9 protein-coding genes, 1 tRNA gene and 1 pseudogene are annotated in these 14,016 nt (G+C 71.4%); 3 read left to right on the top strand and 8 right to left on the bottom strand.

The window, feature by feature from the left end; genetic code table 11:
• Positions 1-2 precede the first annotated feature (2 nt).
• Positions 3-1,358 carry an MFS transporter gene (locus ACIP89_RS00410; protein ID WP_401921787.1) on the top strand — a complete coding sequence of 452 codons (1,356 nt, stop codon included), beginning with the start codon at positions 3-5 and terminating at the stop codon, positions 1,356-1,358.
• On the opposite strand, the gene ACIP89_RS00405 is transcribed toward ACIP89_RS00410, so the two are convergent.
• The 4 genes from ACIP89_RS00405 to ACIP89_RS00390 form a co-directional block, all read right to left on the bottom strand.
• Positions 1,288-2,076 carry a S16 family serine protease gene (locus tag ACIP89_RS00405; protein ID WP_401921784.1) on the bottom strand — a complete coding sequence of 263 codons (789 nt, stop codon included), beginning with the start codon at positions 2,074-2,076 and terminating at the stop codon, positions 1,288-1,290. The two genes, ACIP89_RS00410 and ACIP89_RS00405, sit on opposite strands and share 71 nt — an antisense overlap.
• Positions 2,077-2,596: 520 nt before the next feature.
• The gene (locus ACIP89_RS00400) at positions 2,597-3,238 is read right to left on the bottom strand and encodes an IclR family transcriptional regulator (protein ID WP_024489166.1); all 642 of its coding nucleotides are present in this window, start codon (positions 3,236-3,238) and stop codon (positions 2,597-2,599) included.
• 337 nt (positions 3,239-3,575) lie between these two features.
• Positions 3,576-5,594, bottom strand: a complete 2,019-nt coding sequence (locus ACIP89_RS00395; protein ID WP_402112128.1) for a hypothetical protein — start codon at positions 5,592-5,594, stop codon at positions 3,576-3,578.
• 145 nt (positions 5,595-5,739) lie between these two features.
• Positions 5,740-7,365 (bottom strand): hypothetical protein, encoded by a 1,626-nt coding sequence (locus ACIP89_RS00390; protein WP_402112126.1) that lies wholly within the window; start codon positions 7,363-7,365, stop codon positions 5,740-5,742.
• Between the two features lie 274 nt (positions 7,366-7,639).
• Between ACIP89_RS00390 and ACIP89_RS00385 the strand changes: the two genes are divergently transcribed.
• Positions 7,640-8,191, top strand: a complete 552-nt coding sequence (locus tag ACIP89_RS00385) for a hypothetical protein (protein WP_401921776.1) — start codon at positions 7,640-7,642, stop codon at positions 8,189-8,191.
• 119 nt (positions 8,192-8,310) lie between these two features.
• Here the strand turns inward: ACIP89_RS00385 and ACIP89_RS00380 are convergent, their stop codons facing one another.
• The 3 genes and pseudogenes from ACIP89_RS00380 to ACIP89_RS00370 all read right to left on the bottom strand — a co-directional run bounded on the left by ACIP89_RS00380 (position 8,311) and on the right by ACIP89_RS00370 (position 12,185).
• Positions 8,311-10,092 carry a DEAD/DEAH box helicase gene (locus ACIP89_RS00380; protein ID WP_401921774.1) on the bottom strand — a complete coding sequence of 594 codons (1,782 nt, stop codon included), beginning with the start codon at positions 10,090-10,092 and terminating at the stop codon, positions 8,311-8,313.
• 151 nt (positions 10,093-10,243) lie between these two features.
• A pseudogene (locus ACIP89_RS00375) lies at positions 10,244-10,630 on the bottom strand (type II toxin-antitoxin system death-on-curing family toxin).
• Positions 10,631-10,706: 76 nt separating this feature from the next.
• A complete protein-coding gene (locus ACIP89_RS00370) occupies positions 10,707-12,185 on the bottom strand; it encodes an MFS transporter (protein WP_402112125.1) in 1,479 nt (492 codons plus the stop codon).
• A gap of 183 nt (positions 12,186-12,368) precedes the next feature.
• Between ACIP89_RS00370 and ACIP89_RS00365 the strand changes: the two genes are divergently transcribed.
• Positions 12,369-12,440, top strand: a tRNA-Cys gene (locus ACIP89_RS00365).
• A gap of 62 nt (positions 12,441-12,502) precedes the next feature.
• Here ACIP89_RS00365 and ACIP89_RS00360 read toward each other — a convergent pair.
• Entirely contained in the window at positions 12,503-13,933 is a 1,431-nt protein-coding gene (locus ACIP89_RS00360) for an amino acid permease (protein ID WP_401921769.1), read from the bottom strand.
• Between the last annotated feature and the right edge of the window lie 83 nt (positions 13,934-14,016).

The raw sequence follows: 14,016 nt of genomic DNA, 5'->3' as shown, positions 1-14,016 counted from the left end.
CCGTGGACGGGGGGAACAACCCGCGGAACCGGCTGCCGCTCGTCGCCACCCTGTCCGCCAACTCCATATCCACCGCCGGTACTTCACTCACCCTCATCGGAGTTCCGTGGTTCGTCCTGGAAACCACGGGAAGCGCCGGCCGGGCCGGGCTCGTCGCCTTCTGCGCGACGCTCCCGATCGTCGTCTCCGCCCTGATCGGCGGGCCCGTCATCGACCGGATCGGCCGCCGCCGGGTCTCCGTCGCCTCCGACACGACGTGCGGACTGGCCGTCGCCGCGGTGCCGTTGCTCCACTACGCCGACGCCCTCAGCTTCTGGATGCTCTGCGCCCTGATGGCCGTCAACGGGCTGTTCCACACGCCCGGCAACACCGCGCGCTACGTCCTGGTCCCCGACCTCGCCGAACACGCCGGCACCACACTCCCCCGCGCCGCCAGCCTCTTCGACGCGGTCTCGCGCGGGGCCAGGATGGTCGGCGCCGCGCTGGCCGGGGTGCTGATCGCACTGGTCGGCGCGGAGACCGTACTGCTGCTGGACGCGGCCACCTTCCTCACCTCCGCCGCGCTCATCGCGGCAGGGGTACGGGGCGTGCGCGCGGCCGAGCCGGTCAGGACCGCCGAACCGGTCTCGCTGCCCACCTACAAGCGTGAACTGCGCGAGGGATACGCCTACTTGCTCGGCAACCGGCTGCTGCTGGGCGTCGTGGTGATGGTCCTGTTCATGAACGGAACCGACCAGGGCTGGAACGCCGTCCTGCTGCCGGTCCACGCCTCGGCCGAACTCGGCGGGGCCCGGGATCTGGGACTGCTCACCGCGCTGTTCGGGGCGGGCGGCCTGACCGGGGCCCTGTTGTACGGGGCGGTGGGGCACCGGTACTCACGACGGGCCGTGTTCAGCGTCTGCGTGATCCTGTGCGGGGCGCCGAGGTTCCTGGTCGCGGCGCTGACCGGCACGACGCCGCCGCTGGCCGTGACGATGGTGCTCAGCGGGATCGCGGGCGGCGTGCTGAACCCGATCCTGGCGACGGTGATCTACGGGAGCGTCCCCGACGCGCTGCGCAGCCGGGTCTCCGGGGCGATCACCGCCGGCTGCGAGCTGGCCATGCCGGTGGGCGGTCTCGCGGCCGGGCTGCTGGTGGAGAGCGCGGGCGCCCCGGGGGCGCTGCTGGCGATGGGCGGGTGCTACCTGCTCGCGACGCTGAGCCCGCTCGTCTTCCCGGCCTGGCGGACGATGGACGACGAACCGGGCGCCGGTCCGGACGAGGCTCCGGGCCCCCCGGAGCGGCCGGTCAGCAGCTCGGGACCTTGCCCCCGTGATCCAGTGCCCGCAGCGAGGAGACCGCGCCCTTCAGGGTCGTGACCGGGATCAGCCGGAGCCCGTCGGGAAGCTCGGCGTGCGCCTCCTTGCACTCCGCCTTCGGCACGAGGAACACGCTCGCCCCGTCCCGGCGGGCCGCCTGCGTCTTCAGCGAGACGCCGCCGACCGCGCCGACCTTGCCGTCCGCCTCGATGGTGCCGGTGCCCGCGATGGTGCGGCCGCCGGTGAGGTCGCCCCCGGCTCCGTCGCCGTCCAGCTTGTCGACGATCCCGAGCGCGAAGAACAGTCCCGCACTCGGGCCGCCCACGTCGGCGAGGTGCAGGGTGACGTCGACGGAGCCGGGCTTCCTGCCGAGGTAGTTCAGCGCGGCGTCCACGGCCGAGTCCTGCGACTCCACCATGTCGTCGAGGTTGTGCTTCTCGATCTCCTTCTCGGAGCCGCCGGTCGGGTAGACGGAGTCCCGGGGCATGACCGCCCGGTCCGTACGGAACCAGCTGTCGATCACGTCACCGATCCCGACATCGGCGTCGGGCCCGGTCGCCACGATCGTCGTCATCCGCAGCTGGCCCTTGGTGGGCCGGGTGGGAGTGCCCTCGATGGTGATCACAGGGGCGCCCTTGTCGTCCCCGAGCACGTTCGCCGTCGTACCGGGCTGCGCCAGCGTGAACGGCAGCGGCGCGAAGGCGGCCACGCCGAAGAGGGCGAGCACGGGCAGGGCGCAGAGGGCGAGGGTGCGGGGGCGCGAGAGACGTGTGAGCACCCGCCCAATCTAACCGGACCGGCCTGTGCGGGGTTCTTTGGTGCGGGGTTCCGTGGTGCGGGGTTCCGTCCTCAATCGCCGGACCGGCTGGGGTGCGGGGTGCTCCGCCGCTGCGGGGTGCGCCTGCCCCGGTGGGTGGGGGGTGGTGCCCCTCCGGGGTGTCTCCTCGGAAATGGCGTGTTCACCCGGGTACGCGAGGGACCCGGGTCGTACGCCATTCCCTGCGGGGACCCCCCTGCACGTCCCCACCCCTGCATCACTCGCGCCTGCAGACGCGCGACGGCCGGGTTCGGGGGCGTGCAGGGGCGTCCCCGCAGAAAAATGGCGTACGACCCGGCCCCCGCTACGTCTCCGGTCGCCACGCCAGTTTTTGAGGAGACGCCCCGGAGGGACCCCGAACCCCCACCCACCGGGGCAAGCGCACCCCAGCGCAACGCGGAGCACCCGCACCCCGGAAAGGGGCCAGGTCCGGGGCCCCTGAGCCCAGGAACCCCGCTGCCGCCCGCTCAAGGGCCCGGCGTCAGCGAAGCGCGTCCGCTACTTCTCGGGCCGCGTCCACGACTCGGGGGCCGACCCGTTCCGGGACCGCGTCCGCGAGCATCACCACGCCCACGCTGCCCTCGACCCCCGTCACCCCCATCAGCGCGGCCGCCGCACCGCTCGCCCCGGCTTCCAGCTCACCGTGGGTGAGGGTGAACGCCGTCTCGCCCACCGGCTTCTGCCGGGCCGCGAGGATCGCCCGGCCCGCGGCGCCCCGGTCGAGCGGGTGGCGGAAGCCGGCCCGGTACGCCACGTGGTAGTCCGTCCAGGTCGGTTCGACGACCGCGACGGCCAGCGCGTCCGTGCCGTCGACGAGCGTGAGGTGGGCCGTGGCCCCTATGTCCTCCGCCAGCGAGCGCAGCGCGGGCAGCGCGGCCTCCCGGACGAGCGGGTGGACCTGCCGGCCCAGGCGCAGCACGCCGAGCCCGACTCTGGCTCTTCCGCCCAGGTCGCGGCGGATCAGGGTGTGCTGCTCCAGGGTGGCGAGCAGACGGTAGACCACGGTGCGGTTGACGCCGAGTTTGTTCGACAACTCGGTGACCGTCAGTCCGTGGTCGGTGTCGGCAAGCAGTTTGAGGACACGCAGTCCCCGGTCGAGCGTCTGCGAGGTCTCCGCGGTCACGACGCCCTCTCCTCTTTGGTGAGCGGCGGCGGCTGGTTCCCACGGATTGTGCGTCACCGGTCCCAGCGGCGACGCACGGAGAGGCCGCCGGCCTGGCCAAGGCACCGGCTGCGCTCCGCGGCGGCGTTGCCACGGGGCGTTCACATTTTTGGGACAGTAGCGAGCCAGTCCGCTCAGCGGAAGACCTCGTCCAGAATCCGGGCGCCTGCGGAAAAGCGCTTGTGCGTCGCGAGCATAAGCGCCGGTCAGCGGGGCGCCGGCCGGATGGCGCGGATCTACGCGCGTCCATGTCGGCCGACTCCCTCGCGACGCTCCGTACATCAGTTGTGAACCAGCGTTAACTCACCGTGAACAATTGCTGGACGGTTTTTCCGTTCACGAGCACTTCGCAGGCCCGGATCGACTTCGTCGCCGGGTCGCGCACGGTGAAGTTGAGGGCGAAGGTTCCGTCGAGTCCGATGATCCGGGTGACGAAGGAGTCGGAGGTCTGCTTCCCGTCCGCGGTGCGTCCGGTCACCGCGACCGTGGCGACGGGTGCGAAGCCCCGGCCGGTCACCTGGACCACCGTGCCGACCGGTCCTTCGGGCGGGGAGAGCGCGAAGGACGGTCCGGCCGGGACCGTGCCGTCCTGGACGGTGAACGCGGCCGTCTCGGTGCGCGGGTTGATGAGGACCTCGCGGACCCGGATCGCGACGGTGTCGGCCGCCTTGACGGTGAACGTCTGCGAGAACGCCCCGTCGAGGCCGACCACCTTGGTCCGCACCGGGTCGGAGGTCTGTGAGCCGTCCGCCCGCAGTCCGACGATCGACACGGTCGCGACCTTCGCGAAGCCCTGCCCCAGGACGGTGACGGCGGTGCCCTTCGGCCCGGCCGCCGGGGTGAGGACGAGATACGTCGGTGAGACGGTCAGCTGGGTGAGGGCCTGCGAGCTGCCGGCGGTGACGCGGAGCGCGTACACGGCGCGGGGGGTGGAGCCGGCGACGGTGACGGTGCCGGCCAGTTTGCCGTCGGCGGTGATCCGGAGGGTGGAGCCGCTGATCCGGGCCGCGTCGCAGCCGGTGCCGTCGGCGGCGCACAGTTCGGCGGCCGGGGTGACGCCGGACGGCCAGCCGTCACCGGAGACACCGATGGACCCGCCCGGTTTGACCTTGGCCGTGCCCGCCGAGAGTGTCGCGGTGGCCTCGGTCACGGTGAACGGCGCGGTGAGTACGGTCGCCGGGTCATTGGCCTCGTCGACCTGGACCGAGGCGATCGCCGGGTCCGAGACGGTGAGCTCCACGCGGAACTTCCCGTCGGACCCGCTCTTCACGTAGACGGCGGTGTCGTCGAGGGTCGCCCCGCTCGCGTCGAGGGCGACCGTGTTGATCCACCGGTCCTGGAAGTAGTTGCTGCCGGTGACGGTGATGACGCTGCCGACCGGTCCGCTGCTCCGGGAGAGCGCGATGGCGCGGGGCCCGTCGGGAACGAAGGCGCGGACGGTCAGCGGCGCGGTCGTCTCCTTCGTACCGTCGCCGACCTTCACCAGGTACGAGCCGTCCGGCACGGCGCCTGCCTCCGCGAGCACGGCGTTGCCGGTCAGCTGCCCGGAGCCGTCGATCGCGAGGGTCGAGGAGGCGAACTTGGCGGGGTCGCAGCCGCCGCCGTCCGCCGCGCAGAGCGACGGTACGGGGGTGGCGGACGGTGTCCAGCGGCTGCCCGACAGGGCGACCGCGGTGGACGGGCGCACCGGGGTGGTGGGGGCGATCAGGGTGGCCGGCTGTCCGGCGCTGCCCTCCACGGTCACGGTGCCGACGGACCCGCCGCCCGCGGTCACGACGCACGCCGTCTCGTAGGTGCCGCCGAGCACCTTGGTACGGGTGAGGTTGCGCAGCGGGGTGAAGGAGACCGGTCCGCTCGCGTTGGCGGGAACGATGAAGTCCCCCTCGTACGGCGGGATCTCGATGGGTTTCCCGGACGGGATGTCGAGGGAGACCTGGGGCCCGGTGACGGTCACCGTGCCGGTGGCGCCGCCGGACATGGCGAGGTCGAGGCTCGGGGTGGTGGGCACGTCGTTGAGGGTGAGCCCGCTGGTGGCGGGGGACGGGCCGAGCGTCACCTTGGCATGGACCTTGCCGCCCGGGTCGACCACGTCGGGGGTGAGTTCGACGTTCATCTGCTGCGGCCCGGTCGCCTCGCCCTGGCCGGCCGGCAGGGTGCAGTGCACGGTCGGGGTGACCGTGCCGGCGTGCGCCAGGGGCGTCAGGGCGGCGGATCCGCCGGTCCAGACGAGCAGGGTGGTGGCGCCGAGTGCGACGGCGCGGCGTAATGCCGAGCCACCCGGTCTTCTCGTACCGGCGGATCTGTGATGCGCGAACATGCGGCTCCTCCAAAGGAAGCGGAATGGGAATGACGGAATGGACTGAATGGACTGAATGGCGCGGACGCGGAACGGGAAACGCCCGTCCGCTCCATTGCCGTATGGAGCGGGCGGGCGTCCGGAAGGGCTTTCCCGGTGACCCCAGTTACAGCAGGGTCAGGGTCAGGGTGGCGCTGTAATCTCCGGGACGGGCGAATTCGGGAACGGTGAGGGCGAGATCCGCGTCGGCGTCGAACTTCCCGCCGGTGAACGGACGTGATCCGTCCGGATCCACCCGGCAGAGGCTCGCCGCCTCGCTCCCTAGCGCCGTGGGCGCTCCGGCCACCGGTGTCCCCACACTTCCGTCCTGTGCCGAGCAGGCCGGGGTCCACCGCACGGCGTAGGCCGGGATGATGTTCCCGTCGGCATTGGTGAAGCGGCTCAGGGTGGCGGTCAGCGACCATCCGCTGTTGACGCCCCGGGCGTCCTCCACCTCCACGCGGTTGAGCCGGGCCCGCTGCGCACCGGTGTCCGCGCCCAGGACCGTGGTGCCGAAGTCGACGGTGTCACCGGCCTGGGTCATGGACAGCGTCCCGGCCCTGACCTCGGTGGCCAGCCGCTGCTCGGTCGTGCCGCCGTCGTCCCCGCCGCCGCCCTCCGTGGTGACGGTGAAGGGCGCCGTGCGGACGGTCGCCGGGTCGTTGCCCTCGTCGGCCTGGACGGCGACGACGGCGTCGGAGATGACGGTGAACTCGACGGCGAAGGTGCCGTCCGGAGCGCTCTTGACGTAGACCGCGCTGTCGTCGAGCCCGGTGCCCGCCGCGTCGAGGCCGATGACGTTGATCCAGCGGTCCGGGTTGTAGTTCCGGCCGCTGACGGTGACCACGCTGCCGACCGGGCCGCTGTCCGCGGACAGCGAGATCTCCCGGTTGCCGGCCGCGACGGCCTTGACGGTGAGGGGGGCGGTGGCCTCCTTCGTGCCGTCGTTGACCTTCACCTCGTACGTGCCGTCGGGCACCGCACCGGCCTCACCGAGGGTCGCGGTGCCGGTGAGCGTGCCGTAGGAGTCGATCCGCAGGGTGTTGGAGGTGAACTTCAGCGGGTCGCAGCCGCCGCCGCTCGCCGCGCAGAGCGACGGTACGGGGGTGCTGTCCGGAGTCCACTGCGAACCGCGCAGCTTGACCGCGGTGTTGGGGCGTACCGGATCGGCCGGGGCGGTCAGGGTGGCGGGCTCGGAGGTGGAGCCCTCCGCCGTGACGGTGCCGACGCTGCCCACCTCACCGACGACGTCGCACGGCGTCTCGAAGACCGATCCGAGGACCTTGGTCTGGGTGAGGGTGCGGACCGGGGCGAGCGATATCTCGCCGGAGGCGTCCACCGGGACCAGGAAGTCGCCCTCGTACGCGGGGATCTCGATGGGCTGCCCGGCCGGTACGTCCATGGTGAACTCGGCGCCCCGCACGGTGACGGTGCCGGTGGCCCCGCCGGACATCGCGAGGTCGAGGCTGGGGATGGTCGGCACGTCGTCCAGGGCGATGGCGCTGGTGGCGGGGGACGCGCCGAGCGTCACCTTGGCGTGCACCTTGCCGCCCGGGGCGACGACCTCGGGCGACAGTTCGACGTTCATCTCCTGCGGACCGGTCGCCTCGCCCTGGCCCGCGGGCAGGGTGCAGTGGACGGTCGGGTTCACCGTGCCGGCCGCGGCCGCCGCCGTGTGGTGCGGGGGAAGCGGCGCGGCGGCCCCGACACAGCCCAGCGACAGTACGAAGCAGGCTGCGAGCAGACCGGTCACCCCGGGTCTTCGACGTCGGATCACCTGACACCCTTTCATGGCCCATTGATTGCGCACATTGAGGAGCTCTGGTGCAGAGAAGTCAAGAGAGACCGAATTGATCCTTTCGGAAATGCCCGAAAAGCATTTCAGCACGCGTTTTCGGCGCATCCGTTGACATCTTCGAAGATCACCGTTTCACTGCACCCGACATGCCGGGCCCGGCAAGCAGATCCGCAGGCTGGTACCGATCCAGCGAATCTGCGGAATTCAACCGGAAGGAGTTCCACCCGTCATGTCGATCTCCTCACGCTCCACCCGGAGCCGAAGACGCCTGCCGCTGGTGGTGGGCGTGGCGTCCGCGGTCGGCGCGATGCTCGCGCTGTCCTCCCCGACCGCCTCGGCCGTCGCCCCGCTCACCGCGACGGCGAGCTACAACTGCGGCAGCTGGGGCAGCGGCGTCGCCACCCTGACCGCCGCCGACTCGGGCACGAACAAGACCATCAAGATCACCTCCACGGCGATCACCATGCCGGCCGGCACGAGTGCCGACCCGAACAGCATCACGACGACGCTCAAGCTCACCAAGACCTCGGGCGGCGTCACCAGTCAGGTCCAGTTCTCCGCGAAGGCCAACCCCGGTCTGAGCGGCGGCAATCCGATCACCCTCGGTCCGCTGAAGCTGACCTCGGGCACACTCGCGTCCGGGAACAGCACCAACTCCACGGTGCTACCCGCTCCCCCGAGCACCACCAACTGGTCGCTGCAGATCGTGGCCTCGTCCCCGACGTCGGCCACCGTGCCGTGCGTGGCGACGACCAGCCAGTCCGCACCGTTCGTCTGGTAGCGGCGGCCTCCTCATGACACCGGCATCAGCCCGCTGAAGCCGGTCCGCTCATGACACCGGCCCGGGGCGAGGACGGCTGTCCTGTGCCCCGGGCCGGTGCCCGTGCGTTTCCGGTGGGCTCACGTCATGCGGGTGGCCCACTCCTGGACCTTCTTGATCCGCTGCTCGATCTGCCCGGCGGTGGCCTCCGCGCTCGGCGGCCCGCCGCACACCCGACGCAGCTCGGTGTGGATGACCCCGTGCGGCTTGCCGCTCTGGTGCGTGTAGGCCGACACCATGGTGTTCAGCTGCTTGCGCAGGCTCAGCAGCTGCTTGTGCGTGACCACCGGCCGGTCGCCGGCCGGCTTCTCCAGCAGATCGGCCTCCGAGGCCGGCTTCTGGCGGCTGTGCGCGATCTGCCGGGTCTGCCGCTTCTGGAGCAGCAGCTGCACCTGGTCGGGCTCCAGCAGCCCCGGGATCCCGAGGTAGTCCTGCTCCTCCTCGCTGCCCGGGTGCGCCTGCATGCCGAACTCGGCACCGTCGTACAGCACCCGGTCGAAGACCGCGTCGGATTCGAGGGCCTCGAAGGGCAGCTGCTCCTCGGTCTCCTCGTCCTCCAGCTTCTCCGCGTCGGCGAGGAGCTTGTCCTCCTCCGCGAACGGGTTCTCCTCGTCGCTGCCCTTCTTGGGCTTGTCGAGGACGTGGTCCCGTTCGACCTCCATCTCGTTGGCGAAGTCGAGCAGCATCGGGATCGTCGGTACGAAGACCGAGGCGGTCTCGCCGCGCTTGCGGGAGCGCACGAAGCGGCCGACGGCCTGGGCGAAGAAGAGCGGCGTCGAGATGGTGGTGGCGTACACGCCGACCGCGAGGCGCGGTACGTCGACGCCCTCGGACACCATCCGGACGGCGACCATCCAGCGGGAGCCGTCCTCGGTGAACGTGTCGATCCGCTTGGACGCGGCCTTCTCGTCGGAGAGGACGACGGTGGCCTTCTCGCCGGTCACCTTCTTGAGGATCTTGGCGTACTCGCGGGCGGACTCCTGGTCGGTCGCGATGACCAGGCCGCCCGCATCCGGGATGCCCTTGCGGACCTCGGTCAGCCGCTTGTCGGCGGCGCTGAGCACGTTGGGGATCCAGTCGCCGGTGGGCGAGAGCGCGGTGCGCCAGGCCTGCCCGATGGCGTCCTTGGTCATCGGCTCACCGAGCCGGGCGGCGATCTCGTCACCGGCCTTGGTGCGCCAGCGCATGTTGCCGCTGTAGCTGAGGAAGATCACCGGGCGGACCACGCCGTCGGCCAGCGCGTTGCCGTAGCCGTAGGTGTAGTCGGCGGAGGACCGCCGGATGCCGTCGTTCCCCTCCTCGTAGACGACGAAGGGGATCGGGTTGGTGTCGGAGCGGAACGGCGTGCCGGTGAGCGCGAGCCTGCGGGTCGCCGGGTCGAACGCCTCCTGGCAGGCCTCGCCCCAGGACTTCGAGTCACCGGCGTGGTGGATCTCGTCGAGGATCACCAGGGTCTTGCGCTGCTCGCACCGGTTGCGGTGCAGCATCGGGCGGACCCCGACCCCCGCGTACGTGACGGCGACCCCGTGGTAGTCCTTGCTCACGGGGCCGGCGCTGTAGTCGGGGTCGAGCTTGATCCCTATCCGGGCGGCGGCCTCCGCCCACTGCTTCTTGAGGTGCTCGGTCGGTGCCACGACGGTGACCTGCTGCACGACGTGGTGGTGCAGCAGCCATGACGCGAGGGTCAGCGCGAAGGTGGTCTTACCGGCGCCGGGGGTCGCGACGGCGAGGAAATCGCGCGGCTGCTCCTGGATGTACCTCTCCATGGCGCCCTGCTGCCAGGCTCGCAGCTTCCCGGCCGTACCCCAGGGGGCGCGGCCGGGAAAGGCGGGTGAGAGGTGGTGGGAGGCGGTAGTAGTCACGGTCTCCGGTTCGGGTCTCTCGGGTGCGTGGAGTGCTGTCCGCACGGGCCGGGACAGGCACGCACGCGATACGACAACCGGGCCACCCTACCGGGGGGCGGAGTGCGATCCGCCCTGGACGCCGCGACCCCGGGGCGAATTGCGACGGCTCTCACACGTGACCGGTGACCAGGTCGCGCAGCCCCCGGGAGATGGCCTTCACCTCGTCCGTTTCACCTGTGGCGACGGCGATGACCAGGCGCTCCGCCGCATCGATGCCGGGGCGAAGACCGACGCCGTTCACGGCGAGGAAGGCACGCACGACAGCCGGGCGGTGCGCTTGTCGCCGTCGAAGAGCGGCCGCTTGACCGCCAGGGACTGGAACAGTGCGTCCACCTTGTCCACGACGTCCGGATACGCCTCCTCACCGAGCATGGCCGCGGACGGCCGGTGGGCGGCCGACGAGGAGCCCGGCGTCGCGGACCACGATCCGCATGTCGGGGCGGGCGTGTCCGGCGATGACGAGGACGTCTTCGGAGGACAGGCGGATACAGCTCACCTGAGCCGCTCCATGAGCTCGCCCCACTTGGCCACCACCAATCCGGCACCACTACGTGGGGCCGGATTGGTACCACTCACCGCTCGCGCACCCGCGTAGCCACCCATGCTCCCACCAGCGCGACCCCCGCCATCGGCAGGAACACCACCGCGAACGCCCCCGGGTGCGAGGCGGAGGCTCCCGCCTCGACGGCCTCGTGCACGGCCCCCACCGCTCCCCCGCCGAGCGCGCCGAACGCCGCGCCGCCGGCGGCCAGCAGCAGGGCGTTGGAGAGCCCGTCCGAGATCTGCAGGGCCGCGGAGTTCGCCCCGGCCTCGTGGGGGGCGGACAGCTTCAGCAGCAGCACGCTGGTCGACGCGGTCACCGTGCCCATGCCGAGGCAGCCGACCGCCCAGGCCACCGCGACCGTCCAGACGGGCACCCCGTCGATCAGCACCGAGGGCGCGGCCGCGATCGCCACGGCGACCAGCACCATGCCCGTCACCATCAGCCGCTCGCGGTGCGGCTCCAGGCGCGGCCGGGACTGCAGGAACGAGCCCAGCGCCCACGTCCCGCCGCCGGCCGCGAGCGACAGCCCGGCCATCGTCGGGGACAGTCCGCGCTGGGTGACCAGCATCAGGGGGACGAACGACTCGGCGGCGATGAAAGACCCGGCCGCCAGCCCCCGCAGCAGCACCACGGAGGGCAGCCCGCGCGCCGCCCGGCCGGTGCCCCGGGGCAGCAGACCGCGCACCGCCGGAACGAGCAGGGCGATACCCGCGACGGCCGGCAGCAGCGACAACCAGTTCCGCTCCTGCCCGGCGTACTGGAGCAGCCCCGCGCCCAGCGAGATGCCCAGCGCGAGCACGACGCGCCGGTGGTCGAACGGCTCGACGGGCGCCGCCGGGTCCGCGGACCCGGACGCCATCCGCCGGATCGCGGGCAGCGCGAGCGCCAGCGGGAAGACCACCAGGACCGGGATGCCGACGAAGACCCAGCGCCAGCCCAGGTGTTCGGTCACGCTCCCGGCGGCCAGCGGCCCGACGACGGACGGGATCACCCAGCTCGCGGCGAACCCGGCCAGGATCGCGGGCCGCAGCGGCTCCGGGTAGGCCCGGCTGACCACCACGTACAGGGCGACGATCACCAGCCCGCCGCCGAGCCCCTGCACGGCCCTTCCGGCGATGAACATCCACATGGTGCCCGCGGTCCCGGACAGCAGCAGGCCCAGCCCGAAGGCGCTGATCCCGGCGGCGAGCGGCCCCAGCGGACCGCGCCGGTCGGCCCACTGGCCGGAGAGCACCATGGCGAAGAGGCTGGTGGTGAAGTACGCCGAGAACGCGAACGCGTACAGCGGGACGCCGTGCAGCTCACGGGCGGCGACCGGCATCGCGGTCCCCACGGCGGTGGCCTCGAAGGCGATCAGGAACACGACGGAGACGATGCCGATACTGAGCGCCCGGTAGGTCCGCCCGAGCACCCCTTCCGGCGTGCCCGCGACCGCGGTCCCGTGCGGGTCGTCGATGTCTTCGGGGCGGGCCGAGACCTCGGCGTCACGCGGTTCCAGGGCGGTCATGAACCCTAGGGTAAGGGGCAAAATCCACCCTGGCCCCTGTCGCGGGTCGCTCCCGTTCTGGTCCCTTGGTCGTAGGACCGGACGGCTGTTCGTGAACGGGGTGTGGCAGTCGCGTTGCGGGACGGCCCGCACCCTTGGCGGCGGTGGTCACGGGCGCCTACGGTCGGTACCGGAACAACGCACGGCCGTGTGCCCGAGAGGCTTAGGGGCTCGACTGCAACTCGAGTTACACCGGTTCGATTCCGGTCACGGCCTCGGTATACGAGAACCGCCCGCCCCGTCCTGAAGACGCGGGGCGGGCGGTTCCATGTGACGGGTCAGCCGGTGACCCCGGCGTCGGGGACCGGACGGCTGCCGCGCGCCCTGCGCACCGCGTACGCGACGAGGACGACGGCCAGGCTGCCGAGGCTGGTGAAGAGCTGGGTGCGCTGGTCACCGATGACGGCCATGGCCACCAGTACCGCGGCGAATCCGGCCATCACCACCCAGGTCAGATACGGGAAGAGCCACATGCGCAGGGTCAGCCGCTCGGGCTCCTCGCGCTCCATCCGGCGCCGCATGCGCAGCTGGGACACCCCGATCATCAGGTACATGAAGATGGCGATCGCACCGGAGGAGTTCACCAGGTAGGTGAAGACGGTGTCCGGCGAGAGGTAGGCCAGCAGCACCGAGATCCAGCCGACCACGGTGCCGGCCAGGATCGCGCGGGCCGGGACCTGGCGCTTGTTCGTCGCCACCAGCCAGGTGGGGGCGTCGCCGTGGGTGGCGAGCGCCCGCAGCATCCGCGAGGAGACGTAGACCGAGGAGTTGAGCACGCTCAGTACGGCCGTGAGGATCACGATGTCCATCACGACGCCCGCGCCCGGTAGCCCGATGATCTTCCAGGCCGCGACGTACGGGCTGGCCAGGACCTTGGCGCTGTCCCACGGAACGATGGTGACGACCAGGACGATGGAGCCGACGTAGAAGAGGATGATCCGCCAGATGATCCCGGTGGTGGCGCGGGCCACCGAACGCTCGGGCTCCTTGCTCTCGGCGGCGGCGATGGTGACGATCTCGGCTCCGCCGAACGCGAAGATGACCACGACGATCGCGGAGAAGATCGCGGTGAAGCCGTTCGGCGCGAAGCCGCCGTGCGCGGTCAGGTTGGAGAAGTCGAAGGACGAGCCCGGCCAGCCGCCGAAGACGTAGAGACCGCCGACGATCAGGAACGCCACGATCGCGGCGACCTTGACGGAGGAGAACCAGAACTCGAACTCACCGAACGACTTCACGGAGAGCAGGTTGGTCGCGGTCATCACGACCATCAGGCCCATGGCCAGCACCCAGAGCGGCAGCCCGATCCACGCGTGCAGGATCGCCGCGCCCGCGACGGCCTCCACGGCCACGATGATGACGTAGTAGTACCAGTACAGCCATCCGATGGTGAAGCCCGCCCACGGCCCGATGGCGGTACGGGCGTAGTCGGCGAAGGAGCCGGAGGAGGGCCTCGCCACGACCATCTCACCGAGCATCCGCATGGTGCACAGCACGAGTGCGCCGGCCAGGCAGTAGGACACGATCGCGGCGGGCCCCGCGGTCTTGATCACCGAGCCGCTGCCGACGAACAGTCCGGCGCCTATCGCGCCGCCGATCGCGATCATCGACATGTGGCGGTTGCGCAGCGAACGGCTGAGTTCCGGCTGCGGGTTCTGCCGCGTTTCTTGCTGGGTCTTCCGCGGCGTTCTCTGCGGTACGGAGGAAGTCATGGCAGCTCCAGGTCATGGGCAACGTCGTACAAGGCGTGGGAAGCCCCTGGGGGCGGGGGCGTGCGCGCCGTCGGAGCGGCGTT

Source organism: Streptomyces sp. NPDC088730 (assembly GCF_044751215.1).
GTDB lineage: Bacteria > Actinomycetota > Actinomycetes > Streptomycetales > Streptomycetaceae > Streptomyces.
The sequence above is the reverse complement of the archived record's forward strand: the minus strand, read 5'-3'. Positions and strand labels throughout refer to the sequence as shown.